Origin of the sequence: Mobilicoccus pelagius NBRC 104925 (assembly GCF_000247995.1) — a bacterium.
Lineage (GTDB): Bacteria > Actinomycetota > Actinomycetes > Actinomycetales > Dermatophilaceae > Mobilicoccus > Mobilicoccus pelagius.
This window is the reverse complement of record NZ_BAFE01000053.1, coordinates 40665-63527: the sequence shown is the minus strand read 5'-3', so window position 1 is coordinate 63527 and position 22863 is coordinate 40665. Positions and strand designations below refer to the sequence as shown.

General features: G+C 72.5%; 20 protein-coding genes. 9 read left to right on the top strand and 11 right to left on the bottom strand.

The window, feature by feature from the left end; genetic code table 11:
- Positions 1-27 precede the first annotated feature (27 nt).
- Positions 28-1221 (bottom strand): M20 metallopeptidase family protein, encoded by a 1194-nt coding sequence (locus MOPEL_RS08465; protein ID WP_009482471.1) that lies wholly within the window; start codon positions 1219-1221, stop codon positions 28-30.
- Positions 1222-1567: 346 nt separating this feature from the next.
- Here MOPEL_RS08465 and lysX point away from each other — a divergent pair, with 346 nt between their 5' ends.
- The 4 genes from lysX (at position 1568) to MOPEL_RS08445 (ending at position 9760) form a co-directional block, all read left to right on the top strand.
- Entirely contained in the window at positions 1568-4936 is a 3369-nt protein-coding gene (gene lysX, locus MOPEL_RS08460) for a bifunctional lysylphosphatidylglycerol synthetase/lysine--tRNA ligase LysX (protein ID WP_141631261.1), read from the top strand.
- Positions 4933-5793 (top strand): MBL fold metallo-hydrolase, encoded by an 861-nt coding sequence (locus MOPEL_RS08455; protein ID WP_009482469.1) that lies wholly within the window; start codon positions 4933-4935, stop codon positions 5791-5793. Before lysX ends, MOPEL_RS08455 begins: the two co-directional genes overlap by 4 nt.
- A 58-nt stretch (positions 5794-5851) precedes the next feature.
- Entirely contained in the window at positions 5852-6832 is a 981-nt protein-coding gene (locus MOPEL_RS08450) for a bile acid:sodium symporter family protein (RefSeq protein ID WP_009482468.1), read from the top strand.
- Positions 6833-7117: 285 nt separating this feature from the next.
- Positions 7118-9760 (top strand): ATP-dependent Clp protease ATP-binding subunit, encoded by a 2643-nt coding sequence (locus MOPEL_RS08445; RefSeq protein WP_009482467.1) that lies wholly within the window; start codon positions 7118-7120, stop codon positions 9758-9760.
- A 113-nt stretch (positions 9761-9873) separates the two neighbouring features.
- Here the strand turns inward: MOPEL_RS08445 and MOPEL_RS08440 are convergent, their stop codons facing one another.
- On the bottom strand, positions 9874-10125 hold the full coding sequence (locus MOPEL_RS08440) for a hypothetical protein (RefSeq protein ID WP_009482466.1): 252 nt from the start codon (positions 10123-10125) through the stop codon (positions 9874-9876).
- A gap of 452 nt (positions 10126-10577) precedes the next feature.
- On the opposite strand from MOPEL_RS08440, the gene MOPEL_RS08435 reads away from it, so the two are divergent.
- From MOPEL_RS08435 to MOPEL_RS08420, 4 genes are all read left to right on the top strand, one after another.
- Complete coding sequence (locus MOPEL_RS08435) at positions 10578-10895, top strand: DMT family transporter (protein WP_009482465.1); 318 nt, start codon at positions 10578-10580, stop codon at positions 10893-10895.
- 92 nt (positions 10896-10987) lie between these two features.
- Positions 10988-11821: an NAD(+) synthase gene (gene nadE, locus MOPEL_RS08430; RefSeq protein ID WP_009482464.1), complete on the top strand. Its 834-nt coding sequence runs from the start codon at positions 10988-10990 to the stop codon at positions 11819-11821.
- Positions 11818-12327 (top strand): amino-acid N-acetyltransferase, encoded by a 510-nt coding sequence (locus tag MOPEL_RS08425; RefSeq protein WP_009482463.1) that lies wholly within the window; start codon positions 11818-11820, stop codon positions 12325-12327. Before nadE ends, MOPEL_RS08425 begins: the two co-directional genes overlap by 4 nt.
- A gap of 50 nt (positions 12328-12377) precedes the next feature.
- The gene (locus tag MOPEL_RS08420) at positions 12378-12731 is read left to right on the top strand and encodes a hypothetical protein (protein ID WP_040633615.1); all 354 of its coding nucleotides are present in this window, start codon (positions 12378-12380) and stop codon (positions 12729-12731) included.
- A gap of 333 nt (positions 12732-13064) precedes the next feature.
- Here the strand turns inward: MOPEL_RS08420 and MOPEL_RS08415 are convergent, their stop codons facing one another.
- The 9 genes from MOPEL_RS08415 to MOPEL_RS08375 form a co-directional block, all read right to left on the bottom strand.
- A complete protein-coding gene (locus MOPEL_RS08415; protein ID WP_009482461.1) occupies positions 13065-14057 on the bottom strand; it encodes an ABC transporter ATP-binding protein in 993 nt (330 codons plus the stop codon).
- Entirely contained in the window at positions 14054-14920 is an 867-nt protein-coding gene (locus MOPEL_RS08410) for an ABC transporter permease (protein WP_009482460.1), read from the bottom strand. The genes MOPEL_RS08415 and MOPEL_RS08410 overlap by 4 nt, the downstream gene beginning before the upstream one ends.
- 1 nt (position 14921) lies before the next feature.
- Positions 14922-15785, bottom strand: a complete 864-nt coding sequence (locus MOPEL_RS08405) for an ABC transporter permease (RefSeq protein WP_245544747.1) — start codon at positions 15783-15785, stop codon at positions 14922-14924.
- A gap of 39 nt (positions 15786-15824) precedes the next feature.
- Positions 15825-16256, bottom strand: coding sequence for a hypothetical protein (locus MOPEL_RS08400; protein ID WP_009482458.1), 432 nt, complete (start codon positions 16254-16256; stop codon positions 15825-15827).
- 152 nt (positions 16257-16408) lie between these two features.
- On the bottom strand, positions 16409-17305 hold the full coding sequence (locus MOPEL_RS08395; RefSeq protein WP_040633655.1) for an iron-sulfur binding domain-containing protein: 897 nt from the start codon (positions 17303-17305) through the stop codon (positions 16409-16411).
- Between the two features lie 31 nt (positions 17306-17336).
- Complete coding sequence (disA, locus tag MOPEL_RS08390; RefSeq protein ID WP_009482456.1) at positions 17337-18407, bottom strand: DNA integrity scanning diadenylate cyclase DisA; 1071 nt, start codon at positions 18405-18407, stop codon at positions 17337-17339.
- 123 nt (positions 18408-18530) lie between these two features.
- Positions 18531-19931 (bottom strand): DNA repair protein RadA, encoded by a 1401-nt coding sequence (radA, locus tag MOPEL_RS08385; RefSeq protein ID WP_009482455.1) that lies wholly within the window; start codon positions 19929-19931, stop codon positions 18531-18533.
- Positions 19932-20022: 91 nt separating this feature from the next.
- A complete protein-coding gene (locus MOPEL_RS08380) occupies positions 20023-20787 on the bottom strand; it encodes a class I SAM-dependent methyltransferase (RefSeq protein WP_009482454.1) in 765 nt (254 codons plus the stop codon).
- A 20-nt stretch (positions 20788-20807) separates the two neighbouring features.
- Entirely contained in the window at positions 20808-21662 is an 855-nt protein-coding gene (locus MOPEL_RS08375) for a DUF3109 family protein (RefSeq protein ID WP_141631260.1), read from the bottom strand.
- 152 nt (positions 21663-21814) lie between these two features.
- On the opposite strand from MOPEL_RS08375, the gene MOPEL_RS08370 reads away from it, so the two are divergent.
- Positions 21815-22747 carry a Ppx/GppA family phosphatase gene (locus MOPEL_RS08370; RefSeq protein ID WP_009482452.1) on the top strand — a complete coding sequence of 311 codons (933 nt, stop codon included), beginning with the start codon at positions 21815-21817 and terminating at the stop codon, positions 22745-22747.
- Positions 22748-22863 lie beyond the last annotated feature (116 nt).

Here is a 22863-nt window from a genome sequence, read left to right as displayed (position 1 = left end):
CTGGGAGGGGAGGGATCGGCGAACCGGTCAGCGGTCCGCGTCGAGCGCGGCGAGACGGCGGGTGGCGAGTTCGACGAAGAGACGCACGCCGTCGTCGAGGACGGAGTCGTCGAACGTGGCGTAGGCGGAGTGGTTGAACGGGGCGGTCGCGGGGTTGCCACCCTCGGGGACCGCCGACAGCCCGATGAACGCGCCGGGGACCTCCTCGAGCACGCGGGAGAAGTCCTCCGCACCGCCGAGGGGGTTGCGCCACCGGGAGTGGCGCTCCGGACCGAAGAGGTCCTCGACGACCTCGGCGACGAAGTGGGTCTCGGCGTCGTCGTTGACGGTGACGGGGTACTGACGCTCGAAGTCGATCTCGACCTCGACGCCGTGGGAGTCGGCGACCCCCCGCAACACCTGCGGGACGAGGTCGAAGAGCCGCTCCTCGGCCTCGTGCGAGAACGACCGCACGGTCGCGTCGAACTCGCCGAACTCGGGGATGACGTTGCACGTCGTGCCCGCGTGCAACGACCCGACGGTGATGACGACGGGGTCGAACACGTCGAACCGGCGCGTGACGAGCACCTGGAGCGCGGTGACCATCTCGGCGAGCGCCGGCACCGGGTCCTTGCCGCGGTGGGGGGTGCTGCCGTGGCCGCCCTGCCCGACGACCTTGACCTGCAGCCGGTGCGAGGCGGCCATCATCGCGCCCGGCTTCGTCGCGAACGTGCCGCCCGGCTCGAGCGCCGACCACACGTGGACGGCGTACGCGGCGTCGACCCTGCGGCCCGAGGCCTCGAGCACGCCCTCGCGGATCATGTGGCCCGCGCCGTCGTGCCCCTCCTCACCGGGCTGGAACATGAAGACGACGTCGCCGGGGAGGTCCTCGCGGCGCTCGCACAGGTCGCGGACCGCACCGACGAGCATCGTCATGTGGAGGTCGTGGCCGCAGGCGTGCATCGTGCCGGTCGTCGAGGCGTACTCGACGCCCGTCTCCTCCCGCACGGGCAGGCCGTCCATGTCGGCCCGGAGGAGGACGGCCGGGACGTCGCCCTCGCCGCGGCGGCCCCCGCGGAGGAGGGCGGTGATCGAGGTGAGCGACCCGCCCGTCGTGATCTCGAGGGGCAGCCCTTCGAGGGCGTCGAGGAGGGTCTTCTGGGTGCGGGGGAGGTGGAGTCCCACCTCCGGGTCTCGGTGGAGCGTGCGACGGAGGTCGACGAGCTCGGGACGGGTGGTCATCTGATGCCTTTCGGTGGGGGACGCCGGCGGGCGGCGAGGACGATCCGGCCGTGGGCGGCGAGATTTCGGGGAGTCTACGGACGCGAGAGCCGCACGAGAGGGTGGCGCGCGGGGGGGGGTTCACGGTGCGGACACGCGGGGCGGTGGCAGGGGATGCGCCGCCCCGGGCGGCGGAAACGCCGTCCCGTCGACCGGGTCCGTGTGCCGGGTTCCCGTGGGGTCGTGTCAGTCTGGGGGGAGTGAGCCGGGGGGCTCCGGTGGTCGGGGCGGCGTGTGCGACGCCGGTGCGGGCAGCGCGGAGGTGCTCTCGGTGTCCGACCCGAGCACGACGGAAAGAGACCCCCGCATGCCGAGCACGTCCCTCCTCCGCCGCACGACCGAACCGTGCCCGCCCCACGCGGCGGGCACGACGGAGGACGTCGCCGTCCGCGACTCGACGCCGCGGCAGGAACGGTTCGCCCGCGTCCTCGTGTGGACGTACGCCGTGGCCACCGTGACGACCGCGTTCCTCTGGATGTTCGAACACTGGGGCCGCCGCCACGTCTCATGGCCCGAGCTCGTGTTCTCGTTCGTCAACGTGCCGGTGAGCAACTCGGCGGTCTCCCTCGTCGTCCTCGCCCTCGTCACCCGCGCCCTCGTCGGCCGCAAACGCCTCGGTCTCGTCGGCGTCGCCTTCTTCCAGGCCTTCGGCCTCCTCGGCGGACTCCAGGTCGCGTCGTTCTTCCTCACCGAGGGCAGCCCCTACCCCTCCTGGCACGGCTGGTGGCTCGTCCTCGGATTCCTCGACCTCGGCGCGATCGTGCCGGCCGTCGTCGTCCTCTGGTTCTGCTGGCGATCCCGTGCCGCGTTCCCCGGCCGACTTCGCCAGGGGTCGTGGACGACGCTGGTCGGCACCCTCGTCATCGGCGTCGGCCTCGCCGTCCTCACCACGTGGGGCCTCCTCACCTGGTTCGACCGCGACGCCGGCGACCCCGCCGTCGTGCGGTCCGTCGTCCTCCGCGCCCTCGGCTTCACCGGTACGTGGGCCCAGGCCGTCGTCCCCGTCCCGCAGCTCGTCTCCCAACTCGCCGGGATCATCGTCGGTGCGACGCTCGTCGTCGCCGTCGTCCTCTTCACCCGCTCCTCTCGCGACAGCAAGGCGTGGACGCAGGACCACGAGGTCGAACTCCGTTCCCTCCTGCGGGAGTACGGCGAGCGGGACTCTCTCGGCTACTTCGCCACGCGCCGCGACAAGTCGCTCGTGTTCTCCGAGGACCGACGCGCCGCCGTTGCCTACGACGTCGTCGGCGGCGTCGCCCTCGCCTCGGGCGACCCCGTCGGCGACCCCGCCGCGTGGACCGACGCGATCCACCGCTGGAAGGCCCAGTCCCGCTGGTACGGCTGGGTACCCGCGATCCTCGGCGTGAGCGAGGACGGCGCCCGCGCCTACCTCGCCGCCGGGTTCGACGTCGTCGCCCTCGGCGACGAGGCGATCCTCCACACCGACGCGTTCCACCTCGACACGACGACGATGACGCCCGTCCGCCGCGCCGTGCAGCACGCCCGCCGCTCGGGGCTCGTCACGCAGATCCGCCGCCAGCAGGACATCGCGCCCGTCGAGCTCGCGGAACTCTGCGCGATGGCCGACGCGTGGCGCGAGGGCGGCACGGAACGCGGGTTCTCCATGGCCCTCGACCGCCGCGGCGACCCCGCCGACGGCCGCACCGTCTGGGTCACCGCCCACGACGCCGACGGCAAGTGCTTCGGTCTCCTGTCCTTCGTGCCGTGGGGCGCCTCCGGCGTCTCCCTCGACACGATGCGTCGCCACCCCCAGGCGCCCAACGGCACGATCGAACTCCTCGTCGCCACCCTCATGGAGTGCGGTCCCGACCTCGGGATCCGCCGCGTCTCCCTCAACTTCGCGTTCCTCCGCGGCGTGTTCGTCGACGCCGAACGCCTCGGCGCGAGCACCCTCACCCGGTTGAACTCCTCCGTCCTCGGCGGCCTCGACCGGTTCTTCCAGCTCGAACGGCTCTACCGCTCGAACGAGAAGTACCGGCCGACGTGGGTGCCGCGGTACGTCTGCGTCGACTCCCGCGTCTCCCTCCCGCAGGCCCTCGTCGCGATGGGGCTCGCGGAGGGCTTCATCCCCACCCTCTTCGGCACGCCGCAGGTGCCGCAGCTCGACGCCGAGCACCTAGCTCGGGTGCGGGAACTCGAGTCGCGGCCCCTCGTCGACGCCGCGTCCCTCGCCCCGCGCCGTGGGGACCAGACGCGCGTCCGCCTCGCCCGCGTCGAGGCCATGCGGGCCCGCGGCGTCGACCCCTACCCCGTGGGCGTCGCGCCCGCCGAGGGCCTCGCCCGCTTCGCCACGCTCCCCGCCGAGGACTGGCACGGCAAGGTGCGCCTCTGCGGCCGCATCCGCACCGTCCGCGACCACGGCGGGGTCGTCTTCGCCCAGCTCGTCGACGGCACCCACACGCTCCAGGCCGTCCTCGAACGTCAGGCCCTCACCGGGGAGCAGGCCGTCCCCGCGTTCACGCACTCCGCCGACGGCGGCGACCTCCTCGTCGTCGAGGGCACCCTCGGCCACTCGCGCACCGGCACGCCGTCGGTCCTCGTCACCGGCTGGCGCCTCGTCGCCAAGGCGCTCCACCCCGTGCCGTTCGAGGCGTTCACCGACCCCGAGGCGCGACTCCGCCGACGGGCGACCGACCTCATCGTCCACCCCGAGGTGGCCCAGAGGCTGCGCGTCCGCAGCGCCGTCGTCGCCTCCCTGCGCCGCACCCTCACCGACGCCGGCTACCTCGAGGTGGAGACGCCGATCCTCCACACCGTCCACGGCGGCGCCTCCGCCCGACCGTTCCGCACGTACTCCAACGCCTTCGGCGTCGACCTCGCCATGCGGATCGCGCCCGAGCTCTACCTCAAGCGCCTCGTCGTCGCCGGCATGGGGCCGCTGTTCGAGATGGGCCGCAACTTCCGCAACGAGGGCGCCGACGCCACCCACAACCCCGAGTTCACGTCCCTCGAGGCGTACGAGCCCTTCGGCGACTACACGACGATGCGTCACCTCACCGAACGCCTCGTCACGGAGGCCGCGACCGCCGTCCACGGCGCCCCGCTCCTCCCGCTCCGCACCGGCCGCGGCGCCGACCCCGAGGCCCGTGAACTCGTCGACGTCTCCGGACCCTGGCCCGTCCTCCCCGTCCTGGAGGCCGTGTCGCGGGCCGTCGGCCGCGAGGTCACCCTCGACATGGACTTCGAGACCCTCCTCGACATCGCCCGCCGCCACGAGGTCGCCGTCCACGACGGCATGGGCCCGGGTGCCGTCGTCGAGGAGCTCTACGCCGACCTCGTCGAGGCGGCCACCGTCCACCCGACGTTCTACGTCGACTTCCCCGTCGAGACCTCCCCGCTCACCGGCGCGCACCGCTCCAAGCCCGGCCTCGTCGAACGCTGGGACCTCGTCGTCGACCGCATGGAGCTCGGCACCGCCTACTCCGAGCTCACCGACCCGATCGAACAACGGCGACGCCTCACCGAGCAGTCCCTCAAGGCGGCCCTCGGCGACGTCGAGGCGATGGAGGTCGACGAGGACTTCCTCCGCACCCTCGAGATCGGCATGCCACCCACCGGTGGCCTCGGCATCGGCGTCGACCGCCTCGCGATGCTCCTCCTCGGCACCTCGATCCGCGGCGTCCTCACGTTCCCGTTCGTCCGACCCGCCCGATGAGCGGCCCCACCGAGGTCGTCCTCCTCGGCACGGGCAGCGCCGACGGCTGGCCCAACGCGTTCTGCCGGTGCGACTCCTGCGAGGCGGCCCGCGCCGCCGGGGTGGTCCGATCGCCGACGTCGGTCCTCGTCGACGGGCGCATCCTCCTCGACCTCGGCCCCCACGTCGAGGCGTCCGCGACCCGCGCCGGGACGCACCTCGCCGACCTCGCCGCCGTCCTCGTCACCCACGTCCACGAGGACCACTGCGCCCCGGCCGCCCTCCTGCACCGCACGTGGGCGACCGACGAGCCCCTCGTCGTCCACGGCCCCCCGGCGGTCGTCGCCGCCTGCACCCCGTGGCTCGACCCGGCGGGCTCGCCGATCACGCTCCGCGAGGTCACGGCCGGTGACGACCTCGAGGTCGCCGGGTACCGGGTACGGGTGCTCCCCGCCACCCACGAGGCGTTCGGGCCCGCGGTGCTCTACGACGTGACGACCCCCGCCGAGGCCCGCCTCCTCTACGCGACGGACACCGGTCCGCTCACGCCCGAGGCGTTCGCCGCGATCCGCGGGTCGCGGTTCGACCTCGTCCTCCTCGAGGAGACGTTCGGCCACCGCCCGGCCGGCCCCGGACACCACGACCTCACCTCCTTCGGCACGACCGTCGCCGACCTCCGCGACATCGGCGCCCTCACGGACGACGGGAGGGTGGTCGCGATCCACCTCTCCCACCACAACCCGCCGCCCGCCCAGCTCGCCGAGGCGCTCGCCGCCCACGACGCGATCGCGCCGCCCGACGGGACGCACCTCACCGTCCCGGGCCGACCGCCCCGGCCGGACCGCGCGGCCACGGGCGACGGACCGACGACCGCGTGACCGACGCGACGGGACGGGGACCCCGGACGCCCGCGGCCACCCGTGGTTGGGTGGAGCCATGAAGATCGGTCCGGTGCGTCTCGACGGGTTCCTCCTCGCCATCCTCGCCGCGGTGGCGGTGGCCGCGATCGTGCCCGCGACGGGAGCGGCGGTGCCGGTGCTCGACCACGTCGTCACCGCGGCGATCTTCGTCCTCTTCTTCATGTACGGGGGTCGGCTCGAACCCCGCGAGGCGCTCGCCGGAATCCGCAACTGGCGGCTCCACGCCGTCATCCTCGGCTTCACCTACGTCGCGTTCCCGGTCCTCGGCGTGCTCCTCGGGTTCGTCCTCCCGCACGTCCTCAGCGCCCCGCTCGCCCTCGGCGTCCTCTACGTGTGCCTCGTGCCGTCGACCGTGCAGAGCTCGATCACGTTCACGTCGATCGCCCGCGGCAACGTCGCGGGCGCCATCGTCAGCGCCTCGTTCTCCAACCTCGTCGGCGTCCTCATCACGCCGCTGCTCGTCATGCTCCTCATGACCGGCGGCGCGGGCGGCGTCCACATCGAGGCGTCCTCGATCCTCGACATCGTCGGTCAGATCCTCGTCCCGTTCGTCCTCGGCCAGCTCTCCCGACCGCTCACCGCGACGTGGCTCAAGGAGAACAACGCCTGGCTCAAGTTCGTCGACCGCGGCGTCATCGTCCTCGTCGTCTACTCGGCGTTCTCCTCCGGCATGCGCGAGGGCATCTGGGGGATGGTCTCCGTCGGCCAGATCCTCCTCGTCACGCTCGTCAGCGCCGTGCTCCTCGTCGTCGTGCTCTGGGCCACCGACGCGAGCGCCCGCGCCCTCCGGTTCGACCGCGGCGACCGCATCGCCATCCAGTTCTGCGGCACGAAGAAGTCGCTCGCCACCGGCCTGCCCATGGCGGCCGTGCTCTTCGGCGGGCAGCAGGTGGGGCTCATCATCCTGCCGCTCATGATCTTCCACCAGCTCCAGCTCATGGTGTGCGCGACGCTCGCCTCCCGCTACGCCCGGGAGGTCGACGCGCCCCCGGCCTGACCCCGACGCCCCGCCCACGGCCCACACCCACGGCCGCACCGACGACCACGTCCCCGACCGACGCCCCGACGATCCGCGCGAGGCCTCGTCCGGGCCGTCCGCCCAGAGCGGACAGGCTCACCCCCTCCCCGGGGAACATGCCTGCCACCCATCGCGTTGCACACCCCGAGACCGTCCTCGTCCTCATGCATGAGGGCCCGCCATGCCGGGCACACAACATGAGTCGAGGATGCGCAACGAGCACAGATAGCATCGAGTGATCTCGATAGCGAGGAGCGAGTATTCATGTTCGAGAGGTTCACCGACCGGGCCCGACGCGTGGTCGTGCTTGCGCAGGAAGAAGCGCGCATGCTCAACCACAACTACATCGGCACCGAACACATCCTGCTCGGCCTCATCCACGAGGGTGAGGGCGTCGCCGCCAAGGCCCTGGAGAGCCTCGGGATCTCCCTCGACGCCGTCCGTGAGCAGGTCGAGGAGATCATCGGCAAGGGCCAGCAGGCGTCCAGCGGGCACATCCCGTTCACGCCCCGTGCCAAGAAGGTCCTCGAGCTGAGCCTCCGCGAGGCACTCCAGCTCGGGCACAACTACATCGGCACCGAGCACATCCTCCTCGGCCTCATCCGTGAGGGCGAGGGCGTCGCCGCCCAGGTGCTGCAGAAGCTCGGCGCCGACCTCAACCGTGTGCGCCAGCAGGTCATCCAGCTGCTCTCGGGCTACCAGGGCGGCAAGGAGACTGCGGCCGCGGGCGTCGGCGGGCAGTCGACCTCCGGCGAGGGCACCCCCGCGGGCTCCCTCGTCCTCGACCAGTTCGGCCGCAACCTCACCCAGGCCGCGCGTGAGGGCAAGCTCGACCCGGTCATCGGTCGTGCGCAGGAGATCGAGCGGGTCATGCAGGTGCTCTCGCGCCGCACGAAGAACAACCCGATCCTCATCGGTGAGCCCGGCGTCGGAAAGACGGCCGTCGTCGAGGGCCTCGCGCAGGACATCGTCAAGGGCGAGGTCCCCGAGACCCTCAAGGACAAGCACATCTACACGCTCGACCTCGGCGCCCTCGTCGCCGGGTCGCGCTACCGCGGTGACTTCGAGGAGCGCCTCAAGAAGGTCCTCAAGGAGATCCGCACCCGCGGCGACATCATCCTGTTCATCGACGAGATCCACACCCTCGTCGGTGCGGGTGCCGCCGAGGGCGCGATCGACGCCGCCAGCATCCTCAAGCCGATGCTCGCCCGCGGTGAGCTCCAGACGATCGGTGCGACGACGCTCGACGAGTACCGCAAGCACATCGAGAAGGACCCGGCCCTCGAGCGCCGCTTCCAGCCGATCCAGGTGGCCGAGCCGACCCTGTCGCACGCCATCGAGATCCTCAAGGGTCTGCGCGACCGGTACGAGGCGCACCACCGCGTCTCCATCACCGACGGTGCCCTCGTCGCCGCCGCGAACATGGCCGACCGGTACATCAACGATCGGTACCTGCCCGACAAGGCCATCGACCTCATCGACGAGGCCGGCGCGCGCCTGCGCATCAAGCGCATGACCGCGCCGCCGGACCTCCGCGAGTTCGACGAGAAGATCGCCCACGTGCGCCGCGAGAAGGAGGCGGCCATCGACGGGCAGGACTTCGAGAAGGCGGCCAAGCTCCGCGACGACGAGAAGCAGCTCATCGAGGCCAAGAACACTCGCGAGAAGGAGTGGAAGGCCGGCGACATGGACGTCGTCGCCGAGGTGAACGAGGACCTCATCGCCGAGGTGCTCGCGGCCTCCACCGGCATCCCGGTGTTCAAGCTCACCGAGGAGGAGTCGACCCGACTGCTCAACATGGAGGACGAGCTCCACAAGCGCATCGTCGGCAACGACGACGCGATCAAGGCGCTCTCCCAGGCGATCCGCCGCACCCGTGCGGGCCTCAAGGACCCGCGTCGCCCGGGTGGCTCGTTCATCTTCGCCGGCCCCACCGGTGTCGGTAAGACCGAGCTCGCCAAGGCGCTCGCCGAGTTCCTGTTCGGTGATGAGGACGCCCTCATCACCCTCGACATGAGCGAGTTCGCCGAGAAGCACACCGTCTCGCGGCTGTTCGGCTCCCCGCCCGGGTACGTCGGCTACGAGGAGGGCGGCCAGCTCACCGAGAAGGTGCGGCGCAAGCCGTTCTCGGTCGTGCTGTTCGACGAGGTCGAGAAGGCGCACGCCGACATCTTCAACAGCCTGCTGCAGATCCTCGAGGACGGGCGCCTCACCGACGCCCAGGGTCGCGTCGTCGACTTCAAGAACACCGTCATCATCATGACGACGAACCTCGGTACGCGGGACATCAGCAAGTCCGTCTCGCTCGGGTTCGCACCCGACGGCAACCAGGGCAGCAACTACGAGCGCATGAAGAACAAGGTGCAGGACGAGCTCAAGCAGCACTTCCGCCCCGAGTTCCTCAACCGCGTCGACGACATCGTCGTGTTCCCGCAGCTGTCCGAGGACGAGATCGTGCAGATCGTCGACCTCATGGTGGGTCGCCTCGACGAGCGCCTCAAGGACAAGGACATGGGCGTCGAGCTCACGCCCGCGGCCAAGAAGCTCCTCGCCAAGCGCGGCTACGACCCGGTCCTCGGTGCTCGTCCGCTGCGGCGCGCGATCCAGCGCGACATCGAGGACATGCTGTCGGAGAAGATCCTCTACGGCGAGATCGGCTCCGGCGAACTCGTCTCCGTCGACGTCGAGGGCGAGGGCGACTCCGCCACCTTCACGTTCCAGGGAACGAAGAAGGACTTCGGCGACGCCCCGCTGCCCGACCACGCCGAGGGCAGCGACCACGACGCCGCCGACCAGATCCACGGCACCCCCGGCGGTGCGGCCTCGACGGACGAGACGCCGTCGACCCCGCCGAGCCCGCAGGCCCCGCCTGCAGGCGGCCCCGAGGGTGGTCAGGCCCTCGCCTGATCCGACCCGAGGGCGTTCGCCCCGGCACCACACGACGACGACGCCGACTCCCTAGGAAAGGGGGTCGGCGTCGTCGCGTGAGGGGGCCGATCCGCCGGCCGGGCGGGGCGGGTTCAGCCTCCGAGGGAGGGCCGGAGGTCGAGGACGATCCGGGCGACCTCGCCGGGGTAGGTCTGCTCGACGTGGAGGCCCGCGTCGAGGCGGACGAGACGACGCCCCGGGCGGGCGGCGGTGCGTTCGAGGCCGGGCAGCAGGTCGGCGTACGGGCCGTCGTCGGTGTGGACGAACCACATCGGGCACGAGATCCGCTCGTACAGCTCCGCCGCGGCGAACACGGGGGAGTCCGCGGGGCCCGCGCCTGCCATGCCACCTCCGCGCGGGTCGGTCGCGAACCGACGACCCGTCGGCGGCCACCGACGTCGAGTGGTCGAGTCCGGCCCGTGCGTGCATCGGGCCGGTCTCGGCCATCGTCCGGTCCTCGCCCACCCGGGCGATGAGGCCCCGGAGGAACTCGCGGCGGGAGGCCTCATCGGGCCCCGCCGCCCCGAGCACGAACCGCGCGGCGAGGGAGTGGAGACACGACGATCACTCATTCGCAGAGGGCGGGCAGGTCGGACGATCGGGGCGACGACCCCGTGGATGAGGGAGCGGCCGGCGCGGTCTTCCACGACCTCCCCTGTGCACGTCCCGATCGGGCCTCGCGTCGAGGAACGCCGCCGTGCTACATGTGGACGGCAGGCCCGGCCCACGGGCACGGCCCGGACGAGTGGCACGCCGTACCCGGTGACGACGACGGTGTCGCAAGTGGAGGTGCGGCGTGTTTCCCTGGATCGTGCTCGTCGTCTCGGGACTCTTCGAAACCGTGTGGGCGACGGCCCTCGCCGCCTCGGACGGACTCCGGCGGCCGTTGCCCGCGCTCGTGTTCGTCCTCGGCTGCGCGACGTCGATGGGCGGCCTCGCGGTCGCACTCCGCAGCATCCCCGTCGGTACCGGGTACGCGATGTGGACGGGCGTCGGCGCCATCGGCACCGCCGTCTACGGCATGGCCGTGCTCGGCGAACCCGCCACCGCGGCCCGCATCCTCTGCCTCGGCCTCATCATCAGCGGCATCGTCGGGCTCAAGCTCCTCCACTGACCCTCGGCGCGTCGTCACCACCCGTGTCGGCCGCCCCCGATGCCCGCGTGGCGGCATTTTGTCCGTCGCCACCGGGGCGGGAGACTTGGCGCATGGTCGACCGACAACTGCAGCAGCGCATCATCGACGAGCTCGAGGTGATCGACCCCGCGACGTTCGACGCCGCGGCGGAGATCGAGCACCGGGTGGGGTTCCTCGCCGACTACCTGCGACGCACCGACGTGAAGGGGTACGTCCTCGGCATCTCCGGCGGTGTCGACTCGAGCCTCGGCGGTCGTCTCTGCCAGCTCGCCTGCGAGCGGGTCCGTGCCGGCGGCGGTGACGCGACGTTCGTCGCGATGCGTCTGCCCTACGGCGTCCAGGCCGACGAGGCCGACGCGCAGGCGGCTCTCGCGTTCATCCGCCCCGACGAGACCCTCACCGTCGACATCGCCCCCTCCACCGACGCGATGTGGGAGGCGTGCCTCGCCGCCGGGATGCCCGAGCGGGGCAACGCCCACTTCGTCCGCGGCAACGTCAAGGCCCGCGAACGGATGATCGCCCAGTACACCGTCGCCGGGGCCCGCGGCATGCTCGTCGTCGGCACCGACCAGGCCGCCGAGGCCGTCGTCGGGTTCTACACGAAGTTCGGCGACGGGGCTGCCGACCTCACCCCGCTCACGGGACTCACCAAGCGTCGGGTCCGCGAGATCGCCCGCCACCTCGGCGCGGCCGAGGGTGTCGTCGAGAAGGTGCCGACGGCCGACCTCGAATCCGACAAGCCGCTCCTGCCCGACGAGCAGGCCCTCGGCGTCGCCTACGCCGACGTCGACACCTACCTCGAGGGCGGCGACGTCTCCGCCGAGGCGGAAGCGACGATCACCGGCTGGTACCGCCGCACCGCCCACAAGCGTGCGATGCCCGCGACGCCGGGACGCCGCGCGTGAGCCGCCCACCGGTCGAGGTCGTCCGTGCCCGCACGAGCGACGTCGACGGCATCCGTGCCCTCGTCGAGCCCCAGGCGGGCAAGCGGATCCTCCTCGCCAAGGAACGGGTCGCCTACTACGAGAACCTCCCCGAGTTCCGCGTCGTGCGCGACGCGGCCGGCGACGTCGTCGGCTGCGGTGCGCTCCACGTGATGTGGAAGGACCTAGCGGAGGTCCGCACCCTCACCGTGCGCGACGACCAGCTCGGCACGGGCGCCGGCTCGGCGATCCTCCGGCAGCTCCTCGATGACGCCCGGGAGATCGGAGTCGCCCGCGTCTTCTGCCTCACGTTCGAGACGCAGTTCTTCGGTCGGCACGGGTTCGAACCCATCGAGGGCATCCCCGTCGAACCGCAGGTCTACGCCGAGCTCCTCCGCAGCTACGACGAGGGCATCGCCGAGTTCCTCGACCTCGAACGCGTCAAGCCGAACACCCTCGGCAACACGCGGATGCTCAGGATCCTGTGAGCAGACGCAGGACCCGCGGGAAATCCGTGGGTTCGGGGAGTGCCCGGGCGGTGACCCCGTCGACGCCGAACGTCGCCGTCTGCCAGGAGTGCTGGGCCGGTGACGGGCGTGAGGTCGTCGGCCGGGTGCCGCTGTGCGGCCTCGGTGGGCAGGTGCCGACGCGGGGCGTCGACTGCTTCGACGTGTGCGAGGGCGACAGCGTCACCGTCGTCCGACCCTCCGCCGAGGGACGCCGCGCCGGTGGCCGACCCTGCTGGCTGCGCGACGTGCACGACCCCGACGTCCTCGACGCCGTCTCCTCGTGGCTCGAGGCGGGCGGTCCGGGCGTCGCCGAGATCCCCGACCTCCTCGCGATCCATGCCTTCACCCCGCCCCGCCGCGTCCGCGTCGAGCACGAGGGGTAGGTGCCCGGCCCCGCTGCTCGGGCATCGCCGACCGCCGACCCCTGCCGACCGCCGATGGCCGCCGCGCGCCGACCGACGCCTGTCCATCGATGAGGCCCTCACCGGGCGCGTCCGCCGCGCGTCTCGGGTCCCACCCGATGTGACGGTGGGGATCGGTGGATTCGTGGGGTGCGGTGCGCAGATCGGATGGCAGGAGCGTGCGCGCTCGGGTGGGGTGTCGCGATGTCGGGTCGACGGCGCCGGTGTCGGGTGGATTCCCGTCACCGCAGGTCGACCGCCCGCGCGACGTCTCGTTCGGCACTCGCGCGTCCGGCCGTCTCCCCCTCGGGGGAGTCAGGCGCCCGACAGGCCTGCGGAGTAGACGTGCCGGACGACGTCCTCGATGTCGGGCTCCTCGATGGCGAGGTCGCGGACCTCCGCGTGCGCGGAGACGGCGGTGAGGACGGCGGCGGCCGACGTCCGGGCCGTGTCGAACGCGAACCGGTGCCGCAGGCCGCCGCCCTCGGAACCGACGTGGTCGACCGTGAGGGGCGCCCCGGCCCCGTCGGTGAGGACGGGCAGCCGGGGGTGCGGCGTCGCGAGGTCGACGACGAGGACGCGTTTTGCGCCGACGGTCCGCGCGAGGGATGCGAGGTCGCCGTCGTGTGCGAGGCGACCCGAGTCGACGAGGAGGACCCGCTCGCAGAGGTGCTCGATGTCGCTCATGTCGTGGGTCGTGAGGAGCAGTGTCGTGCCGCGGGCCGCACGTTCGGCGCGGAGGAACTCGCGCAGTTGGGCCTTGCTCAGCACGTCGAGACCGATCGTCGGCTCGTCGAGGATCACCAGCTCGGGGGAGTGGAGTAGCGCGGCGGCGAGCTCGCCCCGCATCCGCTGCCCGAGGGAGAGCTGCCGCACGGGGGTGTCGAGGAACGCACCGAGGTCGAGCGCGTCGACGAGTTCGACGGTGCGGCGGCGTTCCTCCGCCGTGGGGAGCCCGTGGATCGCCGCGAGGACGGGGTAGGTGTCACGCAGCGGCAGGTCCCACCACAGTTGGCTCCGCTGCCCGAAGACGACGCCGATGCGCCGGGCGAGGTCGCGGCGACGCCGCATCGGGTCGAGGCCGCACGTGCGCACCTCCCCGGCCGTCGGGGTGAGGATGCCGGTGAGCATCTTGATCGTCGTCGACTTGCCCGCGCCGTTCGCGCCGATGTACCCCACGGCCTCCCCTGCGTCGACGGTGATCGTGAGGTCGGACAGGGCCGTCACCGTCGTCCGACCGAAGCGGCGCCCCGGGGTGCGGACGTGGAACTCCCGCGTGAGGGAACGGGTCTCGATGACGGGCGTCATCCGCCGCCTCCTTGGTAGTGTCGGGTGCCGATGCGCCAGCAGGTGAGCGCGACGACCCACGTCCACGCCGCGACGAGCGGGCAGAGCCACGCCGCCTCCGCGCCGAGCCAGGGGAGCGCCGTCGGGGCGGGCAGGTCGAGGAGCCCGAGCGTGGGCACGTACCCGGTGAACGCGACGGGGACGGCGAAGACGAACGCCGTGACGAGGCCAGGGCCGAAGATCGACGCGGGCTGCTGCGAGGCGTGCCGGCCGCCGTACGTGAAGGCGTTCGTCATCTCCTCCCCGTCGACGAGGAAGAACTGGAGCCCCGCCGCCGCGACGAACAGCGCCCCGAAGAGGGCCGCCGCCGAGACGATCGAGGAGACGAGGAGGACGACCTTCGCCGGGGTCCACGCGAGGTCGACCGCGACGAGGGCCCACCCGAGGACGACGACCGAGAGCGCGCCCCAGCCGAGCCGCCGCAGCGCGACCTCGCTCGTGACGAGCTGGCCGAGGAGCGAGAGCGGGCGGAGGTAGAACGCCTCGAGGGTGCCGGCGCGCAGGTAACGGGTGATGCGGTCGACGTGCCCGAAGACCACCTGTGAGAACGAGAACCCCGTGTGGGCGATGCCGAAGAGCAGACAGATCTGGGCGAACGTGAGCCCGCCGAGGGAGCGGACGTTGTGGAAGACGATCCACACCTCGGCGAACTCGACGGCGCCCGTGAGGAGCGATCCGACGACGTCGAGCGCGAAGGACGTCGTGTACACCCGCTGACTGCGGAGGCGGGAGAGGATCAACGCCCGGTAGGCGCGCGCCGAGCGGGCGAGCGAGGATCGCGCGGGCGAGGAACGGGCGGGAGAGGAGTGTGCGGGCGAAGTCATCTCACCCTCCCTGGACGACGAGGCGTCGGGTGCCCGCGCGGAGGACGAGGTGACCCGCGACGGCGAGGACGACCAGCCACAGCACCTGGACGCCGACGAGCTCCCAGGCGGCGCCCCCGGTGATGCGTCCGGAGAGGACGTCGACGGGGTGCTGGAGCATCGAGGGGAACGGGGTCGCGGCCGCGGCGACCCGCAGCGGGGCGGGCATGAGCGCGAGCGGAAACACGAGCCCGGCGAAGAAGCCCGAGACGACCATGTAGAGGGTCTGCAGGCCGCGGGTCTCGACGATCCAGAACGACGCGAGCTGGAGGAGGAACCGGGAGAGGAACGACAGGAGGAGCCCGAGGAGGACGGCGACCCCGCCGAGGAGCCACGGCCCCGGCGTGCCGGGCATCGTCATCCCCACGGTGAGCGCGCCGACGAGCACGGTCGGGACGCTGCGGAGGAGCAGCGACGCGCCGGCCCGGCCGAGGTCCTGGGCGAGGTAGGTGCCCATGAGCCCGACGGGGCGGGCGAGGTCGACGGCGATGTCGCCGTTGCGGACGCGTTCGGTGATCTCGGTCGTGCCCCAGATCGCGAGGGGGCCGAGGGCGGCCTGGGTGAGCCAGTTGTACGTCATGAGCCCGTCGGCCGAGTACCCGCTGCTCGCCACGGTGGCGGCCCCCGCGACGGCAAGGAGCACCGCGCCACGGATGTACCCGAAGGTGACGTTCGCGACGACGCCCGCGAGCGCGGCGAGGCGGTACGTCGTCGTGCGGCGGAACCCGGCGGCGACGAGCGCGAGGAAGGCCCTCACCGGCACGACCGGGACTCCGTTCGACCCCGTCCGGAGCGCGGTGGCGGAAGCGGCGGTGGCGGTGGGCACGAGGGGGAACGATAGCCGACGGGACGGCCCGCGGACGGCTCATGCGCGGGCCGTCGAACGCGGACGTGCCGGGACCACCGAACCGGTCCCGGGCACGTGGGCGTGGCGTCGGCGACGCCCGGAGAGCTTCGCGACGAGCGCCTCGGCCTCGTCGGCGAGGCGGTCGGCGACGACGGCCCGCTGGTCGGCGCGGACAGCGGTGGCGGCCGCGGAGCGGGCGACGCGCAGGGCACGGGCATCGGTCGTCGCGACACCCGCCGCGAGACGGTCGGCGGTCGCCCGCAGTTCGGCGGCACGCTGCGTCGCCTCGGCGAGCGCCCGCGAACCGGGGGTGTGGCGGTCGACCTTGGCGTAGGAGGACACCGAGTGCGGCGCCTCGTGGGTGGGGGTGGCGGAGGCGGCAGGGACACCGGCACCGAAGGTGGTGGCGGCGAGGGCCACCGCGAACGCGGTCGTGAGTCGACGGGACATGTCGATCCTTTCTGGCAGGGGCGCGGTCCCAGGGGAGGACCGGCGCGCACCCGTCGGCCGACGTGGCCGCGTCTCGAACGACTGCTCGGATCTCGTTCTCCGCCAGGCGCGAACGTGCCAGGATCAGGGTCGGATCGGCTCCGGCGACAGGTTCAGGCGGGCAGCGCGAACCGGTCGCCCGGGAGTGCCTCGACGAGTCCGTCCTCGACGAGTCCGGCGAGGCATCGATCGCGGCGGGCCTCGTCGTCGGGCCAGGCCGCGGCGATCTCGGTGGCTGTGAGCGGGTCACGGGTCTGCCGCAGGAGGGCGAGGATCCGGCCGCGGATCTGCCGGTCGGTGCCCACCCACGACTGGGTGCGGCGTGCGGGGCCCTCGTAGGCGGGACGGCCCGCGAGCTGCCAGGCGCACAGGTCGGCGACGGGGCAGACGTCGCACTGCGGCGCCCGCGCGGTGCAGACGAGCGCACCGAGCTCCATGACGGCGACGTTCCACCGCGCCGCGTCCTCGTCGTCCTCGGGCAGGAGCGCCGTGGCGAGCGTCGACTCCGCTCGGATGAGCGCCGGGGCGGGCAGCGCCGAACCCGAGACGACCCGGGCCTCGACGCGGCGCACGTTCGTGTCGACGACGGTCGCCCGCCGACCGAACGCGAACGCCGCGACCGCGGCCGCCGTGTAGGCGCCCACCCCCGGCAGGGCGAGGAGGTCGTCGAGATCTCTCGGCACCTCACCGTCGTGGCGCTCGACCATCGCCGCGGCGGCCTCGTGGAGCCGCAGGGCACGCCGCGGGTAGCCGAGACGGTTCCACATGCGCACCGCCTCACCGGGGGAGTCCGCGGCGAGGTCGGCCGGGGCCGGCCATCGCGTCGTCCACGCCTCCCACGCCGGCACCACCCGCGCCACGGGCGTCTGCTGGCTCATCACCTCGGAGACGAACACGCCCCACGGCGTCGTCCCCTCACGCCGCCAGGGCAGGTCGCGGCCCGCCCGGTCGAACCACGTGAGGACGCGGTCGTGAAGCGTCGCGAGACGGGTGGGGGAGAGGTCGGTCACGGCCCCGGAGTCTGCCAGGCGCGCCACGCGCTCACACGTAGCGTTCGAGGATGCTCGACTCCGCGAGGCGGGACAGGCCGTCGCGGACCGCACGCGCGCGCCCCTCGCCGACGCCGTCGACCCGCTGGAGTTCCTCGAGGTTCGCGGCGAGGAGCCGCTGCAGACCGCCGAAGTGCTCGATGAGCCGGTCGACGATGACGCCGGGCAGGCGGGGGATCTTCGACAGCAGGCGGTAGCCGTTCGGGCTCACCGACTCGTCGAGGGTCTCCGGCGCGGTCGAGTACCCGAGCGCGGCGCTCCCCGAGGCGAGGTCGAGCAACGCCGTCGGCGACAGCGAGCCGAGCGACTCGATGACGTCCTCGCGGCTGCGGTCGAAGGAGGGGCTGAGGTAATCACGGATGACGAGGTCGCGGTCGCGGTCGATGTCGCTCGTGAGCTCGGCGAGCTGGAGGGAGAGCAGACGGCCGTCGGTGCCGAGCTCGACGACGTAGCCGGAGATCTCGTCGCGGATGCGCTGCACCATCTCGAGGCGCTGGAGCACGGCGGCGACGTCGCGGATCGTCACGAGGTCCTCGACCTCGAGGGCGGACAGGGTGCCCATGACCTCGTCGAGTCGGTTCTTGTAGCGCTCGAGGGTCTGCAACGCCTGGTTGCCCTTGCTGATGATCGTCGCCGCGTTCTCGAGGACGTGTCGGCGCCCGTTGAGGTAGAGCGCCGCGATCTGCATCGACTGGCTCACCGACACGACGGGGAAGCCCGACTGCGTCGACACCCGCTCGGCGGTGCGGTGGCGGGTGCCCGACTCGCTCGTCTCGATGGAGGCGTCGGGCAGGAGCTGCGTGGCGGCGCGGAGGATGCGGGTCACGTCCTTGTCGACGACGACCGCCCCGTCCATCTTCGCGAGCTCGCGCAGACGCGTCGCGGAGAATCCGATGTCGAGGGGGAACCCGCCGGTGGCGATGGTCTCGATGACCTTGTCGTGGCCGAGGATGATGAGGGCGCCCGTGCGGCCACGCAGGATGCGTTCGATGCCGTCGCGCAGCTCCGTGCCCGGGGCTACTGCTGCAAGGGCCTGACGCAGCTCCTCGTCGATCTCGGCCACGAACTCTCCTCCCGGCGGGGCGCGCACCGTTCGGCCCGCATTCGTCTTGCAGTAGCTGCCAGGCGGGTGCCGCGACACCGCGTGGTGTCGTCGGACATGCCTGAGCAGGGCTTTTGTCAGAGTCTACCGGCCGGATCCGATGAGGCCGCGCACCGCGTCCGCGAGGCGCTGCACCTGGTGCACCTGGAGGCCGGGCGGGATGTCGCCCGCCTCGACCGACCCGACGGGCACGACGGCCTGCGTGAAGCCGAGCCGACCCGCCTCGGCGAGCCGGCGTGCGACCCCGGCGGTGGGCCGCAGCTCACCGGCGAGACCGACCTCCCCGACGACGACCGTGCCCCGTGGCAGCGGCCGGTCGGCGAGGGAGCTCGCCATCGCGAGGGCGGCGGCGAGATCGCTCGCGGGCTCCGACAGGCGCACCCCGCCGACGGTGGAGACGTAGCAGTCGCACTCGCCGACGGGCATCTTGACGTGCTTGTCGAGGACGGCCAGGACCATCGCGATGCGGGAGTGGTCGAGGCCGCTCGTCGTGCGTCGCGGCGACCCGGCGGAGGCGCGGGTCATGAGCGACTGCACCTCGCACACGAGGGGGCGGCGCCCCTCGAGGGTGACGGTGACGCTCGTGCCGGGCACCTCCATGTCGCGGCTCGAGAGGAACAGGCCGCTCGGGTCGGTGAGGCCGAGGATGCCGCGTTCGCCGAGGTCGAAGCAGCCGACCTCGTCGGTGGGTCCGTAGCGGTTCTTGACGGCGCGGACGAGACGCAACCTCGTGTGGCGGTCGCCCTCGAAGGTGATGACGACGTCGACGAGGTGTTCGAGCACGCGCGGGCCGGCGATGCCGCCGTCCTTGGTGACGTGACCGACGATGAGGGTCGACATGTCGCGCTCCTTGGCGGCGGCGATGACCGACGCCGCGACCTCCCGCACCTGCGACACGTTGCCCGCGGCGCCGTCGACCTCGGTGGAGCTGATCGTCTGCACCGAGTCGAGGACGAACAGGTCGGGGGAGAGCCGTTCGATCTGGGCGAGGGCGGTGCCGAGATCGGACTCGGCGGCGAGGTAGAGGTTGTCGGCGAGCGCGTCGATGCGTTCGGCGCGCAACCGCACCTGGGCGGCGGACTCCTCGCCCGTGACGTAGAGGACGGTGCGGCCGAGGCGTGCCGCCCGGGCCGCGACGTCGAGGAGCAGCGTCGACTTGCCGATGCCCGGCTCTCCGGTGACGAGGGCGACGGCGCCCTTGACGAGGCCGCCGCCGAGGACTCGGTCGAACTCCGGGACGCCCGTGCTCGCCGCCTCGGCGGCGGTGGCGTCGACCTCGGCGATGAGCTGCGCGGGCCGGGCCACGGACCCCGCGGCCCGGGTGCGCCCGGCGGGCGCGCCGTCGATCTCGACGACCGTGCCCCACGCCCCACATCCGCCGCAGCGGCCGACCCACTTGACGCTCGTCCACCCGCACTCCGTGCACCGATGCCCGGACTGCGGCTGACGTGCGCTCTTGCGGCGGGAGGAGCTCGTCGTCGTCATGCCCCGCACCCTAGGGGCGACCGCCGACAACCCTTCCGGGGCACGCGGTGTGTTCGCGCCGTGTGTCCGTGCGGTCGTCGCCCGTCAGGGCTCAGTACGCCTTCCACCACAGGTCGACGGCGTAGTCGACGGACGTGCCCGGGTGCTCGGCGAGGATGCGCCCTGCGAGGTCGGGCGTGAACTCGATGCGCACGATCGCCTCGAACTCCTCGCGGGTGTCGGTCTCCCACGAGACGAGAAGCGGTTCGCGGGTCCACCCCGCCCGGCGCCAGAAGCGCGTGATCGCAGCCGGGTCGTACTCGGGGAACGCCCGCCGGAACCACGAGCCGAACGTCGAGGTCGACGCGTCGTTGTCGACGACGAACGCGACGCCGCCCGGCGCCATGACGCGGTCGAGCTCGGCGAGTCCCGGTTCGCACCCCGGCCCGAAGAAGTACGCCCACCGCGCGTGCGCGACGTCGACGACGCCCGCCTCCACCGGGAGGTCCTGCGCGGTGCCGCGACGGACGTCGACGCGGGCGGCGAGCTCCGGACCGAGATCGGCGACGCGCCGCCGGGCCCGCTCGACGAGCGGGGGATGGGGTTCGATCCCGACGACGTGTTCGGCGCGCTCGGCCCACCGCGGTAGGTGGAACCCCGCACCGCACCCGATGTCGAGGACCCGCCCCCACGAATGGGGCGACCCCGTCGGGCCGGCCGCCCCGTGCGAGTTGCCCGGCCCGCCGGCCCACGCGTGCTCGGCGACGATGCGTTCCATCGCCGCCTCGATGAGCCCGGATCGGTCGACGGCGCGGTTCTCCACCTCGTAGGTGTCGGCGTCGTTCCAGATGTTCGGGCTCGGCAGGGCGCCCTCCACGGGCAGCTCCTCCCCGTGCCTCACGACTCCGTCTCTCCGTCGCGCGTGCCTGCGGCGGCGCGGGCCGCGAGCGTCGCCGGGTGGACGACGAGCGGCAGGAGCCGTGCACCCTCGGGGACGGCCCGCAACGCGGCGATCCCGGCGAGGTGCGCCTCGGCGAGGGGGACGAGCACGTCGTACGCCGCCCGCCCCATGAGTTCGACGAGCTCCGCCTCGTTCGTGCGGAACAACGGGCTCCGGCCGGTGTGCGCGAGTGGTGAGGACGTGCAGTACCAGTCGAGGTCGTGCCCGCCCGGGCCCCACCCTCCGCGGACGTACTCCCCGATCGACACCTCGAGGTATTCCGTCTCGTCGGGCAGCGTCACCGTGCGGTACGTGCGCCGCAGGGGCAGCTGCCAGCACACGTCGGGCTTCGTCGTGTGCGGCTCGAGACCATGCGCCACGGCGTGCTGATGCAGCGCGCAGCCCGCCCCCATCGGTGCCCCCGGGCCGTTGAGGAGGATGCACGCGCCATCGACGACGCGGGTCTTGAGCTCGCCGGCCTCCGTCTCCGTCCACCCGTCGGCAAGGGCCTCCTCACGCAGCTCCCACTCGTCGTCGGTGAGGTCGCGGACGACGGCCTCGACCCGGTCGCGGTCCTCCTCGTCGGTGAAGTGCGCGCCGAGGACGCAGCAGCCGTCGTCGGGCCGGTCGGCGTCGATGCCGGGGCACCCCGCGCCGAAGATGCAGTGGTAGTCCGACGTGAGCCACGTGAGGTCGCACCGCAGTCGCGTGTCCTCCGCGGCGGGGTCGTCGAACTCGACCCACGTGCGTGATGCCGGCTCCCCGACCTCGGTGCCGTCGGGGGGGAGCGGGGAGGGCGACGGTGAGGTCATCGCGTCAGGGTAGTCCGGGTGTCGGGCCCGCATCGCCGGTCCGGGGCGGACGTGCGAGGCGACACCGGCCGCCGAGGTGCGTGACCGACCCCACCGTCGCCACCGCCCGGCGTGCTGCGGTCGCCCTCGACCCGCGCGGTAGGTTTCCCTCCATGCGCATGGGAGTCATCGACGTCGGATCGAACACCGTCCACCTGCTGGTCGTCGACGCGTTCTGGGGTGCCCATCCCATTCCGGCGAGCAAGCACAAGGTCGACCTGCGGCTGTTCGACCACATGGACGCCGACGGCATCATCAGCGACGAGGGCGCCGAGCGTCTCCTCGGGTTCGTCCGCGAATGCCTCGAGGTGGCCGACGACTACGGCGTCGAGTCGCTCATGGGCTTCGCGACGAGCGCGATCCGCGAATCGCCCAACGGCGACGCGATCCTCGAACGCGTCCGCGTCGAGACGGGCGTCGAGCTCAAGGTCCTCTCCGGCGCCGACGAGTCGCGGCTCACGTTCCTCGCCGCACGTCGGTGGCACGGCTGGTCCGCCGGGCGGATCCTCCTCGTCGACATCGGCGGCGGCTCCCTCGAACTCGCCTCGGGTATCGACGAGGACCCCGACGTGGCACTCTCCCTCCCGCTCGGCGCGGGCCGCATCACCCGCGACCACCTCCCCGGCGACCCGCCCAAGCCGGCGCAGATCAAGAAGGTGCGCAAGATGGTGCGCACCGAGATCGCCCGCGTCGTCCGCGACCTCAACAAGGTGGGCGAGCCCGACCTCTACGTCGGCACGAGCAAGACGATCCGCTCCCTCGCCCGCCTCACCGGCGCCGCCCCGAGCACCGAGGGCATCTACACCCGCCGTGTCCTGCGGCGCGATGCCCTCAAGGAGATGCTCCCGCAGCTCGCGGCGATGCCCCAGGGGAAGCGGGCGGAACTCCCCGGCGTCTCGGTCACGCGCTCCCGGCAGGTGCTCGGAGGCGCGATGGTCATCGAGGCTGCGATGGACCTCCTCGGCATCGAGGAACTCGTCGTCTGCCCGTGGGCCCTCCGCGAGGGCGTCATCCTCCAGGAGCTCGACCTCATCCCCGCCCCCTGACCCATCCGGATCCACGCGGATCGACGTGGATCGACGTGGATCCACGCGGACCCGCCGCCCACGGAGACGACCCGCCCCTCCACACACACGGACGTGGAGGGGCGGGTCGTCTCTGC

Coding starts and splice junctions, on each gene's coding strand:
- MOPEL_RS08415 (WP_009482461.1), bottom strand. CDS start 14,057: ATGACGCCCGTCATCGAGACCCGTTCCCTCACGCGGGAGTTCCACGTC.
- MOPEL_RS08450 (WP_009482468.1), top strand. CDS start 5,852: ATGAAGATCGGTCCGGTGCGTCTCGACGGGTTCCTCCTCGCCATCCTC.
- nadE (WP_009482464.1), top strand. CDS start 10,988: ATGGTCGACCGACAACTGCAGCAGCGCATCATCGACGAGCTCGAGGTG.
- MOPEL_RS08440 (WP_009482466.1), bottom strand. CDS start 10,125: ATGGCAGGCGCGGGCCCCGCGGACTCCCCCGTGTTCGCCGCGGCGGAG.
- radA (WP_009482455.1), bottom strand. CDS start 19,931: ATGACGACGACGAGCTCCTCCCGCCGCAAGAGCGCACGTCAGCCGCAG.
- MOPEL_RS08445 (WP_009482467.1), top strand. CDS start 7,118: ATGTTCGAGAGGTTCACCGACCGGGCCCGACGCGTGGTCGTGCTTGCG.
- lysX (WP_141631261.1), top strand. CDS start 1,568: ATGCCGAGCACGTCCCTCCTCCGCCGCACGACCGAACCGTGCCCGCCC.
- MOPEL_RS08375 (WP_141631260.1), bottom strand. CDS start 21,662: ATGACCTCACCGTCGCCCTCCCCGCTCCCCCCCGACGGCACCGAGGTC.
- MOPEL_RS08400 (WP_009482458.1), bottom strand. CDS start 16,256: ATGTCCCGTCGACTCACGACCGCGTTCGCGGTGGCCCTCGCCGCCACC.
- MOPEL_RS08410 (WP_009482460.1), bottom strand. CDS start 14,920: ATGACTTCGCCCGCACACTCCTCTCCCGCCCGTTCCTCGCCCGCGCGA.
- MOPEL_RS08465 (WP_009482471.1), bottom strand. CDS start 1,221: ATGACCACCCGTCCCGAGCTCGTCGACCTCCGTCGCACGCTCCACCGA.
- MOPEL_RS08455 (WP_009482469.1), top strand. CDS start 4,933: ATGAGCGGCCCCACCGAGGTCGTCCTCCTCGGCACGGGCAGCGCCGAC.
- MOPEL_RS08370 (WP_009482452.1), top strand. CDS start 21,815: ATGCGCATGGGAGTCATCGACGTCGGATCGAACACCGTCCACCTGCTG.